The organism is Variovorax sp. EBFNA2, assembly GCF_033802765.1.
GTDB lineage: Bacteria > Pseudomonadota > Gammaproteobacteria > Burkholderiales > Burkholderiaceae_C > Variovorax > Variovorax paradoxus_H.
Window position 1 is genome coordinate 2301051 of sequence record NZ_CP138496.1, and the last position, 20615, is coordinate 2321665.

Sequence of the window (20615 nt, forward strand, 5' to 3'; positions counted from 1 at the left end):
GCCCGTCGAAAAAGAGTGTTCAAGCATGTTTGATACCTTCCGCAAGTACAACAAGATCGTGATGATTTTCTTGTTCTTGCTGATCATTCCCTCGTTCGTCTTCTTCGGCGTCGAGCGTTACCAGGGACTCGGCGGCGACGAGAAGGTGGCCCGTATCCAGGGCCACGACATCACGAAGCCCGAGTGGGACCAGCAGCACCGCGTCGAGACTGACCGCATCCGCCAGCAGTCGCCCAACGTCGACCCGACGCTGCTCGACTCCGACGCACTGCGCTACCAGACGCTGGAACGCATGGTGCGCGATCGCGTGCTGGCCACCGCGGCGACGAAGGCCAACGTGTCGGTGTCCGAAGACCGCCTCTCGCGCATGTTCGCGCAGGACGCCGGCCTGGTCGCGTTCCGTACGGCCGACGGCAAGTTCGATCGTGAAGCCTTCCTTCGCGCCACCGGCCGCACGCCCGAGCAGTACGAAGCCTCGGTGCGCGCCGAGATGGCCTCGCAGCAGGTGCTGCTGGGCGTGACCGGCACGAGCTTCGCGCCGCCGGCACTGACCGCGGCCACCGTGAATGCGTTCTACGATCGCCGTGAAATCCAGGTCGCGCGCTTCGCACCCGAGAGCTTCGCGTCGAAGGTCACGGTCAGCGATGCCGACATCGAGACCTACTACAAGGACCACACGGCGCAGTTCCAGGCGCCGGAGCAGGCCAGCATCGAGTACCTCGTGCTCGACCTCGAAGCCGCGAAGAAGAACATCGTCGCGAACGAAGCCGACCTCAAGACCTACTACGAACAGAACACCGCGCGCTTCGGCACCAAGGAAGAGCGCCGTGCGAGCCACATCCTGATCACCGCGCCGGCCAGCATGTCCAGCGGCGACCGTGCCAAGGCGAAGGCCAAGGCCGAGCAGCTGCTGGCCGACGTGAAGAAGGCACCCGCCACCTTCGCCGACGTGGCACGTAAGAACTCGCAAGACCCCGGCTCGGCCGAGAAGGGCGGCGACCTCGACTTCGTCACGCGCGGCGCGATGGTCAAGCCGTTCGAAGACGCGATGTTCGCGCTCAAGAAGGGCGACATCAGCGACCTCGTCGAGACCGAGTTCGGTTACCACATCATCCAGCTGACCGACATCAAGCCGGCCGTGGTGCCGCCTTTCGAGAAGGTGCGCGCGACCATCGAGAACGACGTGCGTGCCCAACAGGCCACGCAAGAATTCGCAAAGGCTGCGGAAATTTTCACGGACACCGTCTACCAGCAACCCGAGAGCCTCAAGCCGGCCGCCGAGAAGCTGAAGCTCACGATCCAAACCGCGACCAACGTGCCGCGCACGCCCGCACCGGGCGCCACCGGCCCGCTCGCCAGCCGCAACTTCCTGCAAGCGCTGTATGCCTCCGACTCGCTCGAGCGCAAGCAGAACACCGAAGCGATCGAAGTCGGTCCGAACCAGCTCGCGTCGGGCCGCGTGACGCAGTACACGGCCGCGCATCCGATTCCGCTGGCCGAGGTGAAGGACAAGATCCGCGCACAGCTCATCACCGAACGCGCCGCTGCTCTGGCCAAGACCGAGGGCGAAGCCAAGCTCGCTGCCTGGAAGGTGAAGGCCGATGGCGCCACCTTCGGTGCGCCGGTCACGGTGTCGCGCATCGATGCACAGTCGCAGCCCACGCCGGTGATCGACGCCGCGCTGCGCGCCGACGGCGCCAAGCTGCCCGCGCTGCTCGGTGTGGATCTGGGCGCACAAGGCTACGCGGTGGTCCGTGTGACCAAGGTCGTGCCGCGCACGCCGCCGACGGCCGAACAGGCGCAGCAGGAAAGCATGCAGATCGCCCAGTCGGTGACCGCCGCCGAAGCCGCTGCGTACTACGAGCTGCTGAAGCAACGCTTCAAGGTCGAGATCCTCGTGCCGAAGCCGGCGGACACGCTGCCGGCCGCTGCAGCAGCGCGCTGATACAGACGCGCAACTGCTGCTCGCAACAAGCCCGGGTCCGACGACCCGGGCTTTTTTTTGGTCGCACGAGGGACAAGCGCCGTTCGCGCTTCTTGCCAGAATCCGGCGCATGGGAACCCTTTACCTCGTGCGCCACGGGCAGGCCAGTTTCGGTGCTGCCGACTATGACAACCTGAGCGAACTCGGACACCGGCAGGCCGTGCGCCTGGGCGAATACTGGCGCGAGCGCGGCATGCGTTTCGATGCCGTCATCACCGGCACGCTGAAGCGCCACAAGCAGACCTGGGTGGGCATCGCGCAGGGGCTCGGGCTGTCGCGCGACGATGTGCTGCCGTGGCCGGGACTCAACGAGTACGACAGCGAGGCTGTCATCGCGACGGTGCACCAGGGCAAGCTCGAGAAGCCCGATTCGCCTGAGATGTACCGCCATCACTTCCGTCTGCTGCGCGACGGACTCGGCGCATGGATGCAGGGGCGCACGACGCCGGTCGGCATGCCGAGCTACATCGACTTCCTGGCCGGCGTGACCACCGCGCTCGACCACGTGCGCGAGCGGCACCACGGCGCGAAGGTGCTGGTGGTGTCGAGCGGTGGGCCGATCAGCACTGCGGTCGGCCATGTGCTGGGCACCAGCGCCGAGACGACCATCGAACTCAACCTGCGCATCCGCAACAGCTCGGTGACCGAGTTCGCGTTCACGCCGAAGCGGCACATGCTCGTGACCTACAACACCTTGCCGCACCTCGATGGCCCGGCGTACGAGGACTGGGTCACCTACTCCTGAACCGCGTCAGGCCTGCCAGACGCCATAGCCGGCGCGGCGCAGGGCGATGCCCAGGTCGACCTCCATCAGCCGCGCATCGTCATACGGCATCGGGTTGTGGTGTTCGTAGAGCACAGGCAGCAGCCGCAGGCCGAACTCCTGCACGAAGCGGTTGGCCTGGATGCCGGCCTTGTGCTTGTCGAAACGGATGTCGGGGTCCAGGCCGGTCATGCCGACATAGACGAAGGGCTTGCCGAGTTGGTAGTCGGGGTTGGCGCGCCGGAAGCGGCCGTTGTTCCAGACGCGATCGTCGAGTTCGACCACATAGACGTGGTGACGGGCGCGTGGTTTGCGGGGCATCGGCGGGAAGCCTCGCGAGGCTGGCTGAAGAAGTGTGGGGGTTCAGTCAGCCGAAACCGCCGGCCGCGTGGCGCGGCACGGCGTCACGGGCATCAGCTCTTGCGCTTGATGAGACCGTAGAGAACCAGCAGTACGATCGCGCCCAGCACGGAGGCGATGAAGCCGGCGCCCTGGCCGGCGGTGTACCAGCCCATCGCCTGGCCGAGGTAGGTCACGCCCAGCGAACCTGCAATGCCGATCAGCGTGGTCACGATGAAGCCGGCGGAATCGTTGCCCGGCTTGACGGCCCGCGCCACGAGACCCACGACGAACCCGATCAGGATAGTCCAGACGATGCTCATGAAGAAGTTCCTTTGATGAAGTGAAAGTGGCGGGAGCCGGGCCCGGCTGGGCCGCTCGCATTCATGATAGCGGAGCCATTCGCGCGTCGACGTCGGCCAAGTACATCGGACGGGCGACCGCGAAGTTATGCCCACGGGGCAGGGCGCCTGTGTGGCGGCAGGCCATCGCAGGCGGCCTCTGAAGGCGTCGGGTTGTACGTCGATGTGGCATTTCGGCGTCTTTGGTGATCGCAAGAGTGAAAGCCGCGATTTTTAACGCTACAATCAGAGGCTCTACGGTGGCTGTAGCTCAGTTGGTAGAGTCCCAGATTGTGATTCTGGTCGTCGTGGGTTCGAGTCCCATCAGCCACCCCAAAAAATTCCGTCCCTGCGCTATTTCTCAATAGCACCCAAGGGATTCCAACGCCGGGTTTGCCCGGCGTTGTCATTTCTGGCTTCGCCATCGCTTCAAGCGCCGGGTTGCAAGCCGCATTCTTCCCCTGCTCCCCCGATTTTGAAAGTGCCCCAAACGGTGCGTGCGTGTTGCGCCTTGTTGCATTCAACCAATGCGTCTGCATTTTTCTGCTGAAAAGGCGCTTGTGGCAAAAGCGGTTTGAATTAGAATTCAGCCGTTTTCAATTCACAACAGGAGTCCAACAATGGCTTCGTCACTCGCCGATATCAATTCCCAGATCCAGAAGCACGACGAGCAGATTGCCCAATTGCGCAAGCAGGCCGAAGACCTGCGTAACCAGGAACGGGCCGGCGTGATCGAAGAAGTGCGCAGGAAGATTGCGGAATACGGTTTGACCGCTTCCGATCTGAAGCTGGGTGGCGGCCGTGCGGCGGCAACCAAGCGCAGCGCAGGTCCTGCAGCCGCCAAGGCCGCCGCCAAATACCGCGGCCCGACGGGCGAAACCTGGTCCGGTGGCCGTGGCCGCAAGCCGCGTTGGGTCACGGAAGCCCTGGCAGCCGGCAAGTCGCTCTCGGATTACGAGATCAAGTGATTGCCTGCAGAATCAGTTGGACATTCGCCCAATAAAAAAGCCCGCTTCGGCGGGCTTTTTTATTGGGAAACGCGCATGCGGGTGCGCGCTCGCCCGGTCAGTTCACCATCACCAGTTTTCCCTTGACGCCGCGCGATCCCATGTGGGCATAGGCGGCCTTCAATTCGGCCATCGGCATCGTGCTGTCGATCACTGGCTTGATTTTTCCTTGGCCATACCACTGGGCCAATTCGGCCATCATCTGTGCATTGGCCTTGGGTTCGCGCTTGGCGAAATCACCCCAGAACACGCCCACGAGCGATGCGCCTTTGAGCAGCGTCAGATTCAATGGCAAGGACGGGATCGGGCCCGACGCAAAACCGACCACCAAATAGCGACCGCGCCAGCCAATCGAACGGAATGCGGGTTCTGCGAAATCGCCACCCACGGGGTCGTAAATCACATCCGGGCCTTTGCCGTCGGTTGCGGCTTTGATGGCATCACGGAAGCCATTGGGCAGTGCGTGCGTCGTGTAATTGATCGTCGCGTCGGCGCCAATCGAGCGGCAGAGTTCGCACTTCTCGTCGGTCGATGCCGCGGCAATCACCTTGGCGCCGGCCGCCTTGGCGATCTGGATGGCTGCGGTGCCCACGCCGCCGGCCGCGCCGAGCACCAGCACGGTTTCACCGGCCTTGAGCTGCGCGCGGTCCATCAGCGCGTGCCACGAGGTGGCGTAAATCATGATGAAAGCGGCGGCATCCACATGGCCGAAGCCTTCTGGCAGCGGCATGCACAGCGCGGCGGGTGCCAGCGTGTGGGTGCCGAAGCCGCCGGTGCCCGAGAGGCATGCCACGTTCTGGCCGACCTTGAGGTGCGTCACGCCTTCGCCCACCGCCTGAATCACGCCCGCATATTCCGATCCGGGAACGAAGGGCAGCGGCGGCTTCATCTGGTACTTGTTCTGCACGATCAGCAGGTCGGGGAAATTCAGGCTGGCTGCCTTGATTTCGATCAGCACCTGGCCCGGGCCCGGCGTGGGGGTGGGCAGTTCTTTCCAGGTCAGCGCGTCGACGCCGGTGGGGTTTTCGCAAAGCCATGCGTGCATGCTCGGGGTCTCCTTCGAATGAGTCGTGTGGGCAATGAATTCGGGGCGATGATAGGCGGCGCTGTGGTGCGGCGTTGTCCCTGCTGCGACGCACCCCGCACCTACAATCCGCTGCACCCAGAAGCACCATGAAGATACTTATTTCCAATGACGATGGCTTTCAGGCGCCGGGCATCGTCGCGCTGCACGACGCGCTCAAGGACATCGCCGACGTCGAGGTCGTGGCACCCGAGCACAACAACAGCGCCAAGTCGAATGCACTGACGCTGGCCGCGCCGCTGTATGTGCACAAGGCGCACAACGGTTTCCGCTACGTGACGGGTACGCCGGCCGATTGCGTGCACATCGCGCTCAAGGGCCTGCTCGATTACCGGCCCGACCTCGTGGTCTCGGGCATCAACAACGGCGCCAACATGGGCGACGACACCATCTATTCGGGCACTGTGGGCGCGGCGATGGAGGCCTACCTGTTCGGCATCCCGGCCATCGCGTTCTCGCAGATCGAAAAAGGCTGGGCGCATGTCGATGCGGCGGCCCAGGTGGCGCGCCGGCTCGTGCAGCAGATCGAACGCGAAAAGATGCTCGGCGGTCCTGCCTTCCTGCTCAACGTGAACGTGCCGAACCGCCCGTTCGACGAGCTGAAGCCCGTCAAGGTCTGCCGCCTCGGACGCCGCCACGCCGCCGAAAAGGTGATCACGCAGGACAGTCCGCGCGGAGAAACCATGTACTGGATCGCCGGCGCCGGCAGCGCCAAGGACAGCGGGGAGGGCACCGACTTCCACGCGACCGCGGCCGGCCACATCGCGCTGACGCCGTTGCAGATCGACCTGACGGACCACGCCAACCTGGGCCAATGGCGCGAGACGGTTGCACGTCTCGGCAATTGACGACATGGCGACCCCTCCGCGGCCCAGTTTTCCGGTTCGACTGACCCCCACCGCCTCGGCCGCTACGCGCGGGCGCATGCCCGCCGTGCCGGTCAAGCCGATGGTGCCGTCCACGCCCTCGATGGCCTCCGATGCCATACGGGCACGCATGGTGCAAAGGCTCGCGGCCCAGGGCATCAGCGACGCGCGCGTGCTGCGTGCCATGGGCGCGGTCGAGCGGCACCGTTTTGTCGACAGCGCGCTGGTCAACCAGGCGTACGAAGACACCAGCCTGCCGATCGGGCTGGGTCAGACCATTTCCAAGCCCAATGTGGTGGCCCGCATGATCGAGCTGCTGCTCGGCGCACCGGCGTTGGTCGGCAAACCGCAAGACCGGCTCGGGCGCGTGCTCGAGATTGGCACCGGCTGCGGCTACCAGGCCGCGGTGCTGAACGAAGTGGCCACCGAGGTCTACAGCATCGAGCGCCTGCGTGGGCTGCACGAGCGCGCGCGCATCAACCTGCGGCACTTCCGGTTGGCCACCGTGCATCTGATGCTGGGCGACGGCATGATCGGTTACGCAAAGGGCGCGCCCTACGCGGGCATCATCGCCGCGGCCGGCGGCGAGGCTGTGCCCGAGGCCTGGATCACGCAGCTTGCGGTGGGTGGTCGCATCGTCGCGCCGACCCATTCCGCCACCGGTGGACAAGCCCTCGTCGTGATCGACAAGACCCCTCGGGGACTCGAGCGGCGCATTCTTGAGGCGGTTCACTTTGTCCCCCTAAAATCGGGCATCGCTTGAAGGAATAACAAATGCAGGGTTTTGGCAATCGGAGTTTGTTCGCAGGGATCACGCTGGCCGTTGTGCTCGTGATCGCGGGCTGCTCCGCACCGCGTGGTCCCGCACCGGTCGAAGACCGGGGCACGATGACGCGCGCACCCGGGGCGACGACGCCCGGTGGTCCTCCCATCACGACCGATGCGTCCGGCAAGCCGCTTCCCGGCATCGAGAACTACGGCAAGCCCGGCTATTACGCCGTGCGTCCCGGTGACTCCATCCGTCGCATCGGCAGCGAAACCGGCCAGCGCTGGCAGGACATCGTGCGCTGGAACAACCTCGACAACCCCGACCTGATCGAAGTCGGCCAGGTGCTGCGCGTGATTCCGCCGACAGGCGCGAGCACGGCGGTTGCCGCGGCACCGTCCACCACGGCGCCGTCGGCCACTGAGGCGACGACCAAGCCGGTGACCCCGCAGGCCAGCGTCACGCCGACCGTGCCCGCCAGCGGCGCGAGCGGCACGACCAAGCCGCCCGTCACGGCCTCGCCTTCGGGCCCGAGCAGCTCGGGCGACGATGATCTGGGCTGGATCTGGCCTGCCAGCGGTTCGCTGATCGCCGGGTTCGACGAAGCCAAGAACAAGGGTTACGACATCAGCGGCAAGGCCGGCGATCCCGTGCTGGCCGCGGCCGACGGCCGTGTCGTCTACGCCGGTGCCGGCCTGCGCGGCTACGGCAACCTGATCATCCTGAAGCACAACAACACCTACCTCACGGCGTATGCGCACAACCAGACGCTGCTCGTGAAGGAAGACCAGTCGGTTCAGAAGGGCCAGAAGATCGCCGAAATGGGCAACAGCGACGCCGATCGCGTGAAGCTGCATTTCGAGATCCGCCGCCAGGGCAAGCCCGTCGACCCGTCGCGTTACCTGCCCAACCGGTGATGCCATGGCTGCCTCCCGCCCTCGCCGCACACTGCCCGTGCGCGGGCTGGCGGGGCAGGGCAGCCCTTCACCGTCAAGCAACGGTGGCCGCAATGGTCACCAGGACAGCGGCGACGAGCCGCTGAGCGCAGACGCCCTTCCCGAAGACTCCACCGCAGATTCGTCGACCTCTTCCGCAGCACCGGCCCCGCTTCACGGTGCCACGGCCGAGGTTATGGGCGGCGAGGGCGCCGATGCCCTGACCATCTACCTGCGCCAGGTCCGGCGCACCGAGCTCTTCACCCCCGCCGAGGAGTACGCCACCGCCTGCGCCGCGCGCGCCGGCGACTTCGCCGCGCGGCAATCGATGATCGAGCACAACCTGCGGCTCGTGGTCAACATTGCCAAGAACTACCTGGGGCGCGGCATGCCGCTGTCCGACCTCATCGAGGAAGGCAACCTCGGGCTGATGCACGCCATCACCAAGTTCGAGCCCGAGCGTGGGTTCCGCTTCTCCACCTACGCGACCTGGTGGATCCGCCAATCGGTCGAGCGCGCCGCCATCACGCAGGCGCGGGCGATCCGGCTGCCAGTGCATGTCGTGCGCGAGCTGCAGCAAGTCTTGAGGGCGCGGCGCACGCTCGAAGGCGACGCCGACTTCATGGCGAGCCGCCCGGACGGCGTGCGCGTCGAGGACATGGCCGCGCTGCTCGGTCGCGACGTGCAGGCCGTGGCCGACCTGCTGGCGCTGGCCGAGGCGCCGCGTTCGCTCGATGCAGGCGACGCGCACGGCGAAGAGGGCTTCACACTGGCCGACACCGTGGCCTCCGACGACGAGCAGGGCAACCCGGCCGCCGTGACGCACACGCACGAGGTGGAGCGTCTGCTCGACCAATGGGTGCAGGCCCTCAACGCGCGGGAGCGTGAAGTGCTCGAGGGTCGCTACGGCCTGCACGACCGGGAGCCCGAAACGCTCGAGGTCCTGAGCGTGCGGCTGGGCCTGACGCGCGAGCGCGTGCGGCAGATCCAGAACGAAGCGCTGGCCAAGATGCGCAAGCAGCTAGCGCGCTCCGGCGTGGGTCGCGACGCGCTGTTCTAGTCGCCTCAAAGAACGAAGGTAACCCGCCGCGCGAGACCACCCCGGCCACGCTGAGACAATCGGGGGATGACGGAATCCATCGAAGAAAAGAAAGTCCCCGCGAGCCCCGCCGATGAATGGCTCCAGGTCGAGTCGCTCGACCTGGATGCGCAAGGCGTTTCACACAAGTCCGACGGCATGGTCGTGTTCATCGAGGGCGCACTGCCTTTCGAGGAAGTGCAGTTCAACGTCCATCGCCGCAAGAACAACTGGGAACAAGGCACGGTCACGCAGATCCGCCGCGAATCCTCGCAGCGCGTGCGCCCCGGCTGTCCGCACTTCGGCCTGCACACGGGCGCGTGCGGCGGCTGCAAGATGCAGCACCTCGACGCCGCAGCCCAGGTGGCGGTGAAGCAGCGGGCGCTCGAAGACAACCTCTGGCACCTCGGCAAGGTCAAGCCCGAGAACCTGCTGCGCCCGTTGGAAGGTCCGGCCTGGCACTACCGCTACCGGGCTCGGCTGTCGGTGCGCCATGTGGTCAAGAAGGGCACAGTGCTGATCGGCTTCCACGAGCGCAAGAGCCGCTACCTCGCCGACATGCAGGTCTGCCCCGTGCTGCCCAAGCAGGTCAGCGCCATGCTGATGCCGCTGCGCGCGCTGATCGGCTCGATGGACGCGCGCGAAACCTGCCCGCAGATCGAGCTGGCCTGCGGCGACGCGCCGGGCTCGACCGCGCTGGGCACCATCGCCCTGGTGCTGCGGCACCTGGAGCCGTTGTCGGGCGCTGACATCGGGCGGCTCAAGGCCTTTGCGGCCGAGAACGAGGGTGTTCAATGGTGGCTGCAGGCCAAGGGCCCGGACACCGTGAAGCTGCTGGAAGAGGGCGGCACGCCACTGGCCTACCGCCTGCCCGCGTTCGGCGTGACGATGCCGTTCAAGCCGACCGATTTCACGCAGGTCAACCCGCACATCAATCGCGCATTGGTCGGCAAGGCGCTGCGCCTGCTCGACGTGCAGCCCGAGGAGCGTGTGATCGACTGGTTCTGTGGCCTGGGCAACTTCACGCTGCCGCTGGCGAGCCAGGCGCGCGAGGTGCTGGGCATCGAGGGCAGCGACACGCTGGTGGCGCGCGCGACCGAGAACTTCAAGAGAAATCAGCCTGCAACGCCCGAGCGGCGCGCGCTGTCAGCCACCCAGTTCGTGACGCGCAACCTGTTCGAAATGACGCCCGAGATGCTGGTGGCCGACGGCAGTGCCGACAAGTGGCTGGTCGATCCGCCGCGCGAAGGCGCCTTCGCGCTGGCCAAGGCGATGGCCGATCTGCACCAGCAGCCCGAACTTCGCGCCAATGGCTGGACGCCGCCGAAACGCATCGTGTACGTGAGCTGCAACCCGTCGACACTGGCGCGCGATGCCGGCCTGCTGGTCCACCAGTCGGGCTACCGCTGCACCTTCGCGGGCGTGGTGAACATGTTCCCGCACACGGCGCACGTCGAGTCGATCGCGGTCTTCGAGCTGGAATGAAAAAAGGCCCGAAAGGGCCTTTTTTCTTGGGGTCGGGGGAAGCCGCTCAGTCGCGCTCGCCGCCGAAGATGCCCAGCAGGGCCAGCAGGCTCTGGAACACGTTGAACATGTCCAGGTACAGGGCCAGCGTGGCGCTGATGTAGTTGGTTTCGCCGCCGTCCATGATCTGCTTCAGGTCATAGAGCATGTAGGCCGAGAAGATGCCGATGGCCGCCACCGAGATCACCAGCATGCCGGTGCTCGAGCCCACGAAGACGTTGATGACGGCGCCGAGCATCAGCACCAGGGCGCCGACGAACAGGAACTTGCCCATGCCCGACAGGTCGCGCTTGATGACCGTGGCCAGCGAGGCCATCACGAAGAACACGCCGGCGGTGCCGCCGAAGGCCGTCATGATCAGTTCGGGGCCGTTCTTGAAGCCGAGCACCATCGCGAGCAGGCGCGACAGCATCAGGCCCATGAAGAAGGTGAAGCCCAGCAGCACCGGCACGCCGGCGGCCGAGTTCTTGGTCTTCTCGATCGCGAACATGAAGCCGAAGGCGCCGCCGAGGAAGACGATCAGGCCGAGCCCGCCGGTGAGAGAGCGGGTGATGCCGGTGCTCACGCCGATCCAGGCGCCCAGCACGGTGGGCAGCAGGCTCAGCGCGAGCAGCCAGTAAGTGTTGCGCAGCACGCGCTGGCGCTCGGCCTGCGGCAGTGTCTGGCCGTAGCCGGTGGAAGTGTCGAGGGTGGTCACACGGTCGTTCATGGCCGAAGCTCCTGAGGTTGCTGCATGCAATGACACGCAGTTGGGCGCATTCTAGGGGGCTGCAAGAGGGGGTATTGCAAAGACCGTATGCCCGATGTTCTTAAACCCCGGCGGGACGCTGCGGCGCCCCGCCGTTATGCTGTCGGGTTTCGACGCAACCTGAGCTTATTCATGAAGACCAAATCATTCCTCGAACTCGCCGACGTCAAGGCCATCGCCGCTGCAGCGGAAGCCGAGGCCCTGAAGAACAACTGGGCCGTGACCATCGCCATCTCCGACGACGCCGGCAACCTGCTCTGGCTGCAGCGCCTGGACGGTGCCGCCGCGCTGTCCTCGCACATCGCCCCCGCCAAGGCACACACCGCCGCCATGGGCCGTCGCGACAGCAAGGTCTACGAAGACATCATCAACGGCGGCCGCACCGCGTTCCTGACGGCGCCCCTGGTGGAAGGGCTGCTCGAAGGCGGCGTGCCGATCGTCAAGGACGGCCACGTCATCGGCGCCGTGGGCGTGAGCGGCGTGAAGTCGAACGAAGACGCGCAAGTCGCCAAGGCCGGCATCGCCGCACTCGGCCTGTAAGCCTTTTCGCTTCGCCCAAAGCAAAACGCCGACCAGATGGTCGGCGTTTTCGTTTTCGGGGCTTCAGCGTGAAAAAAAGCTTGGCTAGTCGGCGAACCGTTGGCTAGCAAAAAACGACCCTTCGGAGATGAATCTCCTCGAGTCGCCCCACGATGAAACTTGCGCGAGGGGCGGCTGATCGACCTACTTGGTCAGGATCAGCTTGCCGAGTTTGGTGGCTTGAAGCCGGTAGAGCGAGCCGTTGTGCATGATGCCCACGGTCTTGCTTCCTTTCAGAAGCTCCGTGCTTTCGACCATCGGCGCCGGACGCGCCACCTGGATCGATGCATGACCGCCACCCGATTGGTCGAGCGAAGGGTGGTTCAGAACGGAAAAAGCATTCGGGGTGGCTGGCATCTGGAGTTCCTTTAGGGAAGCGATGAGTGAATGATAATGATTCTCAATATAAAGTCAATCGTCGCGATCAACTTTTTTCGATCATTTGCTCATTCGTTGAGGTCACTTCGTGTCGGGCTCGGTGATGAAGCCGATCTTGCGCACGCCGGCTTCACGCGCCTCGGCCATGGCCTTGGCCACACGCTCGTAGCGCACGGCCTTGTCGCCGCGGATGTGCAGCTCGGGCTGCGGTTCCTTGGCGGCTTCGGCGGCCAGGCGGTTCGGCAGTTGGCCGTCGTCGATCTTCTCTTCGTTCCAGTAATAGGAACCGTCGGCCGTGACGCTGAACAGGATGTTCTGCGGCTTGGGCTGCTCGGGCTCGCTGCTGGCGCGGGGCAGATCGATGTTCACGGCGTGCTTCATGACCGGCACGGTGATGATGAAGATGATCAGGAGCACCAGCATGACGTCGACCAGCGGCGTCATGTTGATCTCGTTCATCACCTCATCGGGTTCGTCTTGGGTTCCGAAAGCCATGATGCTGCTCAGCCCTTCTTGAGCGGAACCACGACGGCTTCGCCGCTGCCGCTTTGCACGCGGGCGCCGGTCACGAAGTAGGCGTGCAGGTCGTGCGCGAAGCTGTTGAGCTTGGTCAGCACGAACTTGTTGCCGCGCACCAGGGCGTTGTAGCCCAGCACGGCGGGGATGGCGACCGCCAGGCCCAGGGCCGTCATGATCAGTGCTTCGCCGATCGGGCCGGCCACCTTGTCGATGGTCGCCTGGCCGGCCGAGCCGATGCTCATCAGCGCGTGATAGATGCCCCAGACCGTGCCGAACAGGCCGATGAACGGCGCCGTCGAGCCTACCGAAGCCAGGATGGCCAGGCCGGTCTGCAGGCGTGCCGTGAAGGCGTCGATGCCGTTGCGCAGCGAACGCGTGATCCAGTCGCTCACGTCGAGCGCGTCATGCAGGTGCGCCTTGGTGTTGCGGTGGTGGGCGGCGGCTTCGCGGCCCTCGAGCGCCAGGGCGCGGAACGGGTTGCCGTCGTCGGCGCCCAGCTTGTTCAGGGCGGTGGCGAAGTCTTCGCTGTGCCAGAAGTCTTGCGAGCGCTTGGCGAAGCGCTTGTAGCGGACGACGTCGAGCGCCTTCACGATGATCACGATCCACGACGCGAGGGACATGCCGATCAACAGAACCGCGACAGCCTTGGTGACGAAGTCGCCCTGATTCCAGACGTTCATCAAGCCAAATTGGGAATCCATACGAAGTTGCTCCAGAGAAAAATTAGTTCAGGACGTAGTTGACGGGGGCGTCGTAAGACATGGCCTGCACCACGCCGTTGACCTTGCCGGGCACGAACCGGCATTTCATGATGTATTCCACGGCCGCCTCGTCGAGGCGATCGAAGCCGCTGGATTTCTTGACTTCGGCGCTCTTGGGCAGGCCGTCGGCGCCCACGAGCACGCGAACGATCACCTTGCCCTGCTCACCGAGCCGCTTGCTCATGGCGGGGTAGACCGCCTTCGGGTTCTGCAAATAGTCGGCATTGCTCGATGGCAGCTGCACGGCGGGCGGCGCCGGAGGTGCCGGCGGCGGTGCGGGAGGGGCTGGCGGCGCGGGCGGTGCCGGCGGCGCGGCCGGGGGCGGCGGCTCCGCGGTGCCGACGGGCGCAGCCGGCGCAGGCGTCGGCTTGGGCTCGCGGATGGCCTGCGGGCGCGGCGGCGGGGGCGCCTTGTTCACCTTGGGTTGCGGCGGCGGAGGAGGCGGGGGTGGCGGATCGGCCTTGGGTTTCGGCGGCTCGACGAATTGGCTCAGGATCTCGACGGGAATCACCACTTCGGCGGCCCGGCGCAGCAGGCCGCTTTGCAGCGCCCACAGCGCGGCGCCGTGAAACAGGATCACGCCGCCGGCAATGACGACAGTGCGCGACAGGCCAAGGAAAGAGGGAGGGGGGGCAAAGCGGTCAGACACGATCAACCATTCGAATGCGGGCACTACAAATCGTGCCCCGATTGCAGCAAAACCGCTACAGAGACGCTACTTGCGAAAAATCCACCAGACAGAGCCGGCGACGAGGATCAGGCTGCCGCCGAGAGCCGAGACGAGTTCCATGCTTTGCTTTCCTTGATGGAGTTGGCAAGCTGGATCGCTCTCGGCGCCGATTCGCAATTCAAGGCGGCGACCGGGTGAGAGACGCTGCACTGCGCCACGATGTCGCGCGCACAACCTTCACACTGACCACACTGGGTGGCCACGCCGAGTTCGAACTGGACTTCGTCGAAAGTCATGCCGGCTCGCACATGACGTGCGATTTCACGGTCAGAGACTCGGCGGCAGACGCAAACGATCATGGCGGTGAAAGCGGCAGTTGGCTGGCTGTTGAATGTGGCTCATTATAAATAAGAATCCATCGCATTTGCAATAACTATGACTGACATGCCGCCTGAGTTTGCAAGCCGGTGTTACACCTCGGCCCAGAGCCGCAAGAGGTTGTGATAGTGGCCGGTGAGCGCCACGGTTTCCTCGCATTCGCCCAGGCGGGCGCGCAGTTTCTGGATGGTCTGGTCGAGTTCGAACAGCATTCCGCGTTGTGCGTCGCTGCGCACCATGCTCTGGAGCCAGAAGAACGAGCACACCCGTGCCCCGCGCGTGACCGGGTGCACGCGGTGCAGGCTGCTCGCCGGGTAAAGGATCAGGTCGCCGGCCGGCAGCTTCACTTCGTGCGAGCCGTAGGTGTCGATCACTTCGAGTTCGCCGCCTTCGTAGTCTTCCGGGTCGCTCAGGAAGAGGGTGCACGACAGGTCGGTGCGCAGCTGCTGGCTGCTGCCCGGCACCGCGCGCACCGAGCCGTCGACATGCACGCCGTAGTGTTCGCCGCCTTCGTAGCGGTTGAACAGTGGCGGCACAAACCGCGCAGGCAGTGCTGCCGAGAAGAACAGCGCGTGGCGCGAGAGCGCGGCCAGGATGGTCGCGCCGAGTTCGCGCGAGACGGGTGACGACTCCGGCAACTGGCGGTTGCGCTTCACCTGCGCGCCCTGGTCGCCCACGGTTTCTCGGCCGTCGACCCATTGGGTGGCGTCGAGCGCGGCGCGCATCTCGCGCACCTGGTCTGGGCTCAGCACGTCGGGCACATGCAGCATCATTTCAGCGAACTCCACAAGAAAAAAGCCCCGGCGCTGGCCGGGGCTTGAGTGTCGCACTGCGCCTGCCGCAAGGGCCGGCACAGGAGCGACGTGGTCGTCGGGATCAGAACGCGAAGTTCGCGGTGATCTTGGCCGAGCGAGGGGTGCCCGGCGTGTAGCGGTAGCCGCTCTTGTTGATGGCAGCCGCGTACTGCTTGTCGAACAGGTTGGCGATGTTCAGTTGGATGTCGATGTTCTTGTTGATGCGGTACGACGCCATGGCATCGAACACCCAGTAAGAATCGATGTACGCCGGCGTGCCCACCGCGCCGTCGGTGCCGCGGTGCAGCTTGCCGTTGTAGCGCGCGCCGCCGCCGACCGTCAGGCCGAACGGGAACTGGTAGGTGGTCCAGGCCGTGAACGAGTTCTTCGGCGTGTAGGTCAGCACGTTGGTGCCGTCGGCGGTGACGTTGGGGCCGCTTTGCACCTTGGTGTCCATCGTCGTGAAGCCGGCGCTCATGCCCCAGCGTTCCGTGATGGTGCCCGCCACGCCCAGCTCGATACCCTGCACGCGCTTCTTGCCGCTCTGGTAGTACAGCGCGGTGTTGGTCGGGTCTTGCACGACTTCGTTGCTCACGTCGGTGCGGTAGATCGCGCCGGTCAGCGACAGCTTGTCGTCCAGCACGTCCCACTTGGTGCCGACCTCGAAGGTCTTGGCCTTTTGCGGCAGGAAGTCGGTGCGTGCTGCGCTGTTGCCCGTGCCGGCGGCCGACAGCGAGAAGTTCGCGCCGCCCGGAGGCTGGGCCGAGGTGCCGTAGGCTGCGTAGATGCTGCCGTTCTTCGCGGGCTTGTAGACCACGCCGATCTTGCCGGTGAACAGGTTGTCGGACAGCTTGAGCGACGAGGGCACCAGCGTGCCGACCGGCAGTCCGGGGTTGTTCGCGGCCGTCGACAGCGCCGCGCTCTGGAACGAGGTGTTGTAGTGGTCGAAGCGCAGGCCGCCGGTGATCTGCCATTGCTCGTTGAGCTTGACGGTGTCGAAGGCATAGAGGCCGACCGTGTTGGTCACGCCCTTGCTGTCGGCGCCGCTGAGCATGCGGTTGTAGCCGTTCACGTACGGGTTCGGCGCGTACAGGTTGGCCACCGGCCAGGCGCCGTTCTGCACGACCTTGCCGTTGAACGTCGCACCGGGGCTGAAGTAGCCCAGGCTCGATTGCTCTTCACGGATCAGCTCGACGCCCGCGCTGAGCGAGTGGCTCAGGCTGCCGGTGTTGAACTTGGCGGTCACGTTCGTCTGGTTGACGAAGATCGTGTTTTCTTGGTTCTTGTTGGTCGGCGAGTTGCGCGTGACCGTCCACGACGCGGGCAGGCCCGGAATCGGCGTGTCCAGGAAGGCGGCGCCGGCTGCCGGGGGCCGGCCGGTTGCTGCGAGGCCCGCGAGCATGAACGACGTCAGCATGTAGTCCTGCTTCGTCTTGCCGTAGCGGGTCGTGTTGCGCAGCGTGATGTCGGGCGTGAAGTCGTGCTCCACGCGCGCGGTGAACATGTCGGCCGTCACCTTGTTGAAGTCGTACGCGGTGCCGTAGAAGTTCTTCGGATCGACCGGTGCCGCGTAGTTCAGGAAGCTGCGGCGACGTGCGCCCAGGGCGACCGGATCGGGGTTCGAATAGCTGGGCAGGCCGATGGTCGGCACGCCGCCGTCGGGCACGTTGTCCTGGTCGACGTGCAGGTAATCGAAGTAGAAGCGCGTGGGCGAGTTCAGGCCGAGCGCGAGCGACGGTGCAATGGCGGTGCGCTTGTTCTTCACGAAGTCGCGGCCGGGCACGCCGGCATCTTCCATCGCCGCATTCAGGCGGAACGCGGCGCCGATGCCGTTGGCGCCGCTGAGCGACTTGTTCCAGTCGATGCTGCCGCGCTTGTAGTCGGCGCTGCCGAAACCGAGCGAGCCCAGGAAGCTGTCTTCGAGCTTCGGCTTCTTGGTCACGAGGTTGATGTAGCCGGTGGGGGAGGTGCGGCCCACGTCGGTGCCCGACGGGCCCTTCACCACTTCAACTTGCTCGATGTTGAACATGTCGCGCGAGACCGAGCCCAGGTCGCGGATGCCGTCCACGAAGATGCTGCTGGAGCTGTCGAAGCCGCGCATGAACACGGCGTCGCCGGTGTTGGTGTTGCCGTTCTCGCCGAGGAAGAAGGTACCGACGCCGGCGGTGTTGCGCAGCGCTTCGGTGAGCGTGGTCGCGCCCTGTTCGCGAATGATCTGTTCCTTGATCACCTGGATCGTCTGCGGCGTGTTCACCAGCGGGGCCGTGAACTTCGGATTGGCCGAGGTGTCGGTCTTGTAGTCGGCGGCGGTCGAATCCTGCACGCGGACTTCAGGCAGTGCCCGTCCGGTCTGGGCAAAGGCGGCGGGGGCTGCGATGGCCAGCAGCGTGGCTGCGGCAGCACCCGACAGGTGAGGAACGGCGCGGGCGACGGCGTGTTTGCGGCTCTTGATATAGGCCATGTTGTTTTCTCCAGAAAGGGCGGGCGGGCAGAGCTCGACTGGCTGGGTCCGGGCGGCGCACTCTCAGGGAGAAAAAGGGCGGCAAGACTGGCTGGGTGAGCTGATTTGCGAGGGTTTTTGCAAATCGATGCAAATGATATTGCTTCTCAATACCAAGGTGCTAAAAAGTGAACTCTTAAGCCAAAAGTTTCTCGCCACCCGTTGCCGGGACGCAACTGAGCCCGCCGCGCGAGCCGTTCAGTAGACGTCGCGGCGGTAGCGCCCGCTGGCCGACAGCTCGGCCCAGAGGTCGTCGCCGGCGATCTGCCGCAGCGCTGCGTCGACGCCCGACGCCATGCCCTGCAGGCTGCCGCAGACATAGACGGCCGCGCCGTCGCGCAACCAGGCCTGCAGCGTGTCGGCCAGCTGCAGCAGGCGATGCTGCACGTAGAAGCGCTCGGCCTGATCGCGCGAGAAGACCATGTCGAGCCGCGCGAGCGTGCCGTCGGCCTGCCAGGCTTCGATTTCTTCTCGGCAGAGGAAGTCGTGCGCGGACTGGCGCTCGCCGAACACCAGCCAGTTGTCTTTTCGCCCGGCGGCGGCGCGCGCGCGCAGGTGGGCGCGCAAGCCGGCCAGCCCGGTGCCGTTGCCGATCAGGATCAGCGGACCGTTCTCGTTGCCTTCGAGCTGGAAGCCGCGGTGCGGCCGCAGGCGCAGCGCGACGGTGTCGCCGACCGAGAGCGTCGAGGTGAGCAGGCCCGACGCGGCGCCCATCGAGCCGTCGGGGTGCTGTTCCTGGCGCACGAGCAGTTGCAGCTCGCCATCGGCGGGCAGGGAGGCGATCGAGTAGTCGCGTGGCCGTGCCGGATCGCTCGCGACGGCGACCTGCACCAGATCGCCCGAGGCCCAATGCGGCAGGGCGCCGGCTTGCGGCGTCAGGCCGAGGTGAAAGACCGGGCCGCCCGTGCTGCCGGCGTTGAGCAGTTCGCGCCGCGTGAGCCGCCACGGCGCGAAGTTCGCGGGGGCGTGGTCGATGTCGTCTGGCGCGTCGCCCCAGCGGGACTGCCAGTCGGCGAGCGCGGCGGGGTCGCTGTTGTCGACCTCGATGGGGTCGAAGTCGCGCATCGCGCCCGACGTGTGAAGCCACGCATCGAGCGCGCGGCCGAAGCCGCAGAAGTGGGTGTACTGGCGATCACCCAGCGCCAGCACGGCGTAGCGAAGCGAAGGCAGCGCCAGCGGCGCGCCCATCACGCGTTCGGCGAACACGCTGGCGCCGTCGGGCGCATCGCCCTCGCCGTAGGTACTGGCCACGAAGAGGGCGCGGCGGGCCGATGCGAGTGTGGCGCTGTCGAGTGCGTTGAGTGCCATCACCCGTACCGCGGTGCCCGCCGCGCGCAGTCGCCGCGCGGTCTGCCAGGCGATGGTCTCCGCCTGGCCTGTCTGGCTGGCGAACAGCACGAGGGTGGGCGAGGCTTGCGCGCCGTCACCGGCCGACAGCGCCGCGGCTTCGCGGGCGGCCATGGCGTGCAGTCGTCGCTGGCGTGCGTAGATGCCCAGGCACAGCGCGGCATAGGCCGCGACCGTCGCGCTGGCGCCCAGCGCACGCCACAAGGTCTCGGTCATGCGCCGGCCTGCGCCTGCCACGCGGGCGTGGCGCACTCGGAGATCGATCCGTCCTCGGCGCGGGAAATGAACAGGGCTGCGATGTCGCGCTGCTGTGCGAAGGCCAGGCCCTCGTCGGGGCCGAGCACGGTCAGTACGGTGGCGAGCGCATCGGCCTGCATGCACTGCGGATGCAACACTGTGACGCTGGCCAACGCATGCGCCACCGGTTCGCCGTCGCGCGGATCGATGGTGTGCGACCAGCTGCGGCCTTCGATTGCACGCCGGTGCCAGCGGTCGCCCGAGGTGGCCACGGCCATGTCGGCCAGGGCGATGCGTTGCGGGGTCGGCATCTCGGTGTCGACCTGCACCTGCCACGGCGCGCCGCCGGGCCGTCGGCCGATGCCGCGCAGCTCGCCGCCGATCTCGAACAGCAGGTCGGTGAGGCCGAGCGCGCGCAGCGCGTCGACGCCATGGTCCACCGCGAAACCCTTCGCGATGCCGGAGAGATCGAGCTGCACGCCGCCGGGTTGCAGCAGCGTGTGGTCGGCCGCATCGAATGTCAGCCGTTGCCAGCCGACGTGCGAGTGGATCGCGGCCAGCGCGTCGGGCGAGGGCAGGGCGTTGTCCTGCGACGCTGCGGGGCCGAAGCCCCAGCGCGCCACCAAGGCGCCGACTGTCGGATCGATCGCGCCGCCGCTGGCCTGCGCCCACGCGAGGGCGCACTGCATCACCTGTGCGAACTCGGCCGGCAGCGCATGGCGCGAACCGGCGGGCGCGGCGTTGAAGCGGCTGATGAGGGAGTCGGGCTCCCAATGGCTCATCTGCGCGATCACGCGCGCGAGCGCCGCTTCGACCGCCTCGCGCACCTGCGCGAGCGGCAGCATCTGCGGGTTGTCGAAGCGCAGCGACCAGGTCGTGCCCATCGTCTGCCCGCCGAGCTGCTGAAGGCTGGCGGGATCGGCACGACGGGGGACGGCCGCGTTGGCGTAGCCGCCCGCGCGCCAGGTGCTGAACGAAAGGCTCAAGGGAGCGGGTGCTGACGGTGCGGGCTGCAGG

At 66.0% G+C, this 20615-nt stretch carries 22 protein-coding genes and 1 tRNA gene; 10 read left to right on the forward strand and 13 right to left on the reverse strand.

The features are described 5' to 3' along the window. The first annotated feature begins 25 nt into the window (after nt 1–25). Together RZE79_RS10640 and RZE79_RS10645 are read left to right on the forward strand one after the other, a co-directional pair. Nucleotides 26–1945 carry a SurA N-terminal domain-containing protein gene (locus RZE79_RS10640; protein ID WP_319360391.1) on the forward strand — a complete coding sequence of 640 codons (1920 nt, stop codon included), beginning with the start codon at nt 26–28 and terminating at the stop codon, nt 1943–1945. Between the two features lie 109 nt (nt 1946–2054). Beyond that, nucleotides 2055–2729, forward strand: a complete 675-nt coding sequence (locus RZE79_RS10645; RefSeq protein ID WP_319360392.1) for a histidine phosphatase family protein — start codon at nt 2055–2057, stop codon at nt 2727–2729. 6 nt (nt 2730–2735) lie between these two features. On the opposite strand, the gene RZE79_RS10650 is transcribed toward RZE79_RS10645, so the two are convergent. Next, the gene (locus RZE79_RS10650; protein WP_319360393.1) at nt 2736–3068 is read right to left on the reverse strand and encodes a hypothetical protein; all 333 of its coding nucleotides are present in this window, start codon (nt 3066–3068) and stop codon (nt 2736–2738) included. A gap of 92 nt (nt 3069–3160) precedes the next feature. Next, a complete protein-coding gene (locus tag RZE79_RS10655) occupies nt 3161–3409 on the reverse strand; it encodes a GlsB/YeaQ/YmgE family stress response membrane protein (RefSeq protein WP_153285089.1) in 249 nt (82 codons plus the stop codon). A 278-nt stretch (nt 3410–3687) separates the two neighbouring features. Here RZE79_RS10655 and RZE79_RS10660 point away from each other — a divergent pair. Both RZE79_RS10660 and RZE79_RS10665 read left to right on the forward strand, forming a co-directional pair. Beyond that, nucleotides 3688–3763 (forward strand) — tRNA-His (locus RZE79_RS10660). Nucleotides 3764–4047: 284 nt separating this feature from the next. Continuing rightward, on the forward strand, nt 4048–4395 hold the full coding sequence (locus RZE79_RS10665) for an H-NS family nucleoid-associated regulatory protein (RefSeq protein WP_056583066.1): 348 nt from the start codon (nt 4048–4050) through the stop codon (nt 4393–4395). Between the two features lie 97 nt (nt 4396–4492). On the opposite strand, the gene RZE79_RS10670 is transcribed toward RZE79_RS10665, so the two are convergent. Next, complete coding sequence (locus RZE79_RS10670; protein ID WP_095744683.1) at nt 4493–5479, reverse strand: NADPH:quinone oxidoreductase family protein; 987 nt, start codon at nt 5477–5479, stop codon at nt 4493–4495. Nucleotides 5480–5607: 128 nt separating this feature from the next. Between RZE79_RS10670 and surE the strand changes: the two genes are divergently transcribed. The 5 genes from surE to rlmD all read left to right on the forward strand — a co-directional run bounded on the left by surE (nt 5608) and on the right by rlmD (nt 10648). Further along, nucleotides 5608–6366 carry a 5'/3'-nucleotidase SurE gene (gene surE / locus RZE79_RS10675; protein WP_062479041.1) on the forward strand — a complete coding sequence of 253 codons (759 nt, stop codon included), beginning with the start codon at nt 5608–5610 and terminating at the stop codon, nt 6364–6366. Between the two features lie 4 nt (nt 6367–6370). Beyond that, nucleotides 6371–7147, forward strand: a complete 777-nt coding sequence (locus tag RZE79_RS10680) for a protein-L-isoaspartate(D-aspartate) O-methyltransferase (protein WP_319360394.1) — start codon at nt 6371–6373, stop codon at nt 7145–7147. Nucleotides 7148–7158: 11 nt separating this feature from the next. Continuing rightward, the gene (locus RZE79_RS10685) at nt 7159–8067 is read left to right on the forward strand and encodes a peptidoglycan DD-metalloendopeptidase family protein (protein WP_153285085.1); all 909 of its coding nucleotides are present in this window, start codon (nt 7159–7161) and stop codon (nt 8065–8067) included. A gap of 4 nt (nt 8068–8071) precedes the next feature. After that, a complete protein-coding gene (locus RZE79_RS10690; protein ID WP_319360395.1) occupies nt 8072–9145 on the forward strand; it encodes a sigma-70 family RNA polymerase sigma factor in 1074 nt (357 codons plus the stop codon). Nucleotides 9146–9211: 66 nt separating this feature from the next. After that, a complete protein-coding gene (rlmD, locus tag RZE79_RS10695; RefSeq protein WP_319360396.1) occupies nt 9212–10648 on the forward strand; it encodes a 23S rRNA (uracil(1939)-C(5))-methyltransferase RlmD in 1437 nt (478 codons plus the stop codon). Between the two features lie 46 nt (nt 10649–10694). Here rlmD and RZE79_RS10700 read toward each other — a convergent pair whose 3' ends face one another. Further along, nucleotides 10695–11396 (reverse strand): Bax inhibitor-1/YccA family protein, encoded by a 702-nt coding sequence (locus tag RZE79_RS10700; RefSeq protein WP_062479032.1) that lies wholly within the window; start codon nt 11394–11396, stop codon nt 10695–10697. Nucleotides 11397–11567: 171 nt separating this feature from the next. Here RZE79_RS10700 and RZE79_RS10705 point away from each other — a divergent pair, with 171 nt between their 5' ends. Further along, complete coding sequence (locus tag RZE79_RS10705; protein ID WP_153285081.1) at nt 11568–11975, forward strand: heme-binding protein; 408 nt, start codon at nt 11568–11570, stop codon at nt 11973–11975. Between the two features lie 183 nt (nt 11976–12158). On the opposite strand, the gene hemP is transcribed toward RZE79_RS10705, so the two are convergent. From hemP to RZE79_RS10750, 9 genes are all read right to left on the reverse strand, one after another. Then, nucleotides 12159–12371 carry a hemin uptake protein HemP gene (hemP, locus tag RZE79_RS10710; protein ID WP_099796208.1) on the reverse strand — a complete coding sequence of 71 codons (213 nt, stop codon included), beginning with the start codon at nt 12369–12371 and terminating at the stop codon, nt 12159–12161. A 102-nt stretch (nt 12372–12473) separates the two neighbouring features. Then, complete coding sequence (locus RZE79_RS10715; RefSeq protein ID WP_192196031.1) at nt 12474–12887, reverse strand: biopolymer transporter ExbD; 414 nt, start codon at nt 12885–12887, stop codon at nt 12474–12476. Nucleotides 12888–12895: 8 nt separating this feature from the next. Next, the gene (locus tag RZE79_RS10720; RefSeq protein ID WP_319360397.1) at nt 12896–13612 is read right to left on the reverse strand and encodes a MotA/TolQ/ExbB proton channel family protein; all 717 of its coding nucleotides are present in this window, start codon (nt 13610–13612) and stop codon (nt 12896–12898) included. A 22-nt stretch (nt 13613–13634) separates the two neighbouring features. Continuing rightward, nucleotides 13635–14324, reverse strand: coding sequence for an energy transducer TonB (locus RZE79_RS10725; protein ID WP_373696568.1), 690 nt, complete (start codon nt 14322–14324; stop codon nt 13635–13637). 104 nt (nt 14325–14428) lie between these two features. Beyond that, nucleotides 14429–14701, reverse strand: a complete 273-nt coding sequence (locus RZE79_RS10730) for a bacterioferritin-associated ferredoxin (protein ID WP_062473051.1) — start codon at nt 14699–14701, stop codon at nt 14429–14431. 111 nt (nt 14702–14812) lie between these two features. Further along, nucleotides 14813–15493, reverse strand: coding sequence for a Fe2+-dependent dioxygenase (locus RZE79_RS10735; RefSeq protein WP_319360398.1), 681 nt, complete (start codon nt 15491–15493; stop codon nt 14813–14815). A gap of 103 nt (nt 15494–15596) precedes the next feature. Continuing rightward, nucleotides 15597–17975: a catecholate siderophore receptor Fiu gene (locus RZE79_RS10740; protein WP_319360399.1), complete on the reverse strand. Its 2379-nt coding sequence runs from the start codon at nt 17973–17975 to the stop codon at nt 15597–15599. Between the two features lie 237 nt (nt 17976–18212). Beyond that, nucleotides 18213–19577: a sulfite reductase subunit alpha gene (locus tag RZE79_RS10745; protein ID WP_319360400.1), complete on the reverse strand. Its 1365-nt coding sequence runs from the start codon at nt 19575–19577 to the stop codon at nt 18213–18215. Next, a complete protein-coding gene (locus RZE79_RS10750; RefSeq protein WP_319360401.1) occupies nt 19574–20584 on the reverse strand; it encodes an FAD:protein FMN transferase in 1011 nt (336 codons plus the stop codon). Before RZE79_RS10750 ends, RZE79_RS10745 begins: the two co-directional genes overlap by 4 nt. Nucleotides 20585–20615 lie beyond the last annotated feature (31 nt).

Coding starts and splice junctions, on each gene's coding strand:
- RZE79_RS10640 (WP_319360391.1), top strand. CDS start 26: ATGTTTGATACCTTCCGCAAGTACAACAAGATCGTGATGATTTTCTTG.
- RZE79_RS10645 (WP_319360392.1), top strand. CDS start 2,055: ATGGGAACCCTTTACCTCGTGCGCCACGGGCAGGCCAGTTTCGGTGCT.
- RZE79_RS10650 (WP_319360393.1), bottom strand. CDS start 3,068: ATGCCCCGCAAACCACGCGCCCGTCACCACGTCTATGTGGTCGAACTC.
- RZE79_RS10655 (WP_153285089.1), bottom strand. CDS start 3,409: ATGAGCATCGTCTGGACTATCCTGATCGGGTTCGTCGTGGGTCTCGTG.
- RZE79_RS10665 (WP_056583066.1), top strand. CDS start 4,048: ATGGCTTCGTCACTCGCCGATATCAATTCCCAGATCCAGAAGCACGAC.
- RZE79_RS10670 (WP_095744683.1), bottom strand. CDS start 5,479: ATGCACGCATGGCTTTGCGAAAACCCCACCGGCGTCGACGCGCTGACC.
- surE (WP_062479041.1), top strand. CDS start 5,608: ATGAAGATACTTATTTCCAATGACGATGGCTTTCAGGCGCCGGGCATC.
- RZE79_RS10680 (WP_319360394.1), top strand. CDS start 6,371: ATGGCGACCCCTCCGCGGCCCAGTTTTCCGGTTCGACTGACCCCCACC.
- RZE79_RS10685 (WP_153285085.1), top strand. CDS start 7,159: ATGCAGGGTTTTGGCAATCGGAGTTTGTTCGCAGGGATCACGCTGGCC.
- RZE79_RS10690 (WP_319360395.1), top strand. CDS start 8,072: ATGGCTGCCTCCCGCCCTCGCCGCACACTGCCCGTGCGCGGGCTGGCG.
- rlmD (WP_319360396.1), top strand. CDS start 9,212: ATGACGGAATCCATCGAAGAAAAGAAAGTCCCCGCGAGCCCCGCCGAT.
- RZE79_RS10700 (WP_062479032.1), bottom strand. CDS start 11,396: ATGAACGACCGTGTGACCACCCTCGACACTTCCACCGGCTACGGCCAG.
- RZE79_RS10705 (WP_153285081.1), top strand. CDS start 11,568: ATGAAGACCAAATCATTCCTCGAACTCGCCGACGTCAAGGCCATCGCC.
- hemP (WP_099796208.1), bottom strand. CDS start 12,371: ATGCCAGCCACCCCGAATGCTTTTTCCGTTCTGAACCACCCTTCGCTC.
- RZE79_RS10715 (WP_192196031.1), bottom strand. CDS start 12,887: ATGGCTTTCGGAACCCAAGACGAACCCGATGAGGTGATGAACGAGATC.
- RZE79_RS10720 (WP_319360397.1), bottom strand. CDS start 13,612: ATGGATTCCCAATTTGGCTTGATGAACGTCTGGAATCAGGGCGACTTC.
- RZE79_RS10730 (WP_062473051.1), bottom strand. CDS start 14,701: ATGATCGTTTGCGTCTGCCGCCGAGTCTCTGACCGTGAAATCGCACGT.
- RZE79_RS10735 (WP_319360398.1), bottom strand. CDS start 15,493: ATGATGCTGCATGTGCCCGACGTGCTGAGCCCAGACCAGGTGCGCGAG.
- RZE79_RS10740 (WP_319360399.1), bottom strand. CDS start 17,975: ATGGCCTATATCAAGAGCCGCAAACACGCCGTCGCCCGCGCCGTTCCT.
- RZE79_RS10745 (WP_319360400.1), bottom strand. CDS start 19,577: ATGACCGAGACCTTGTGGCGTGCGCTGGGCGCCAGCGCGACGGTCGCG.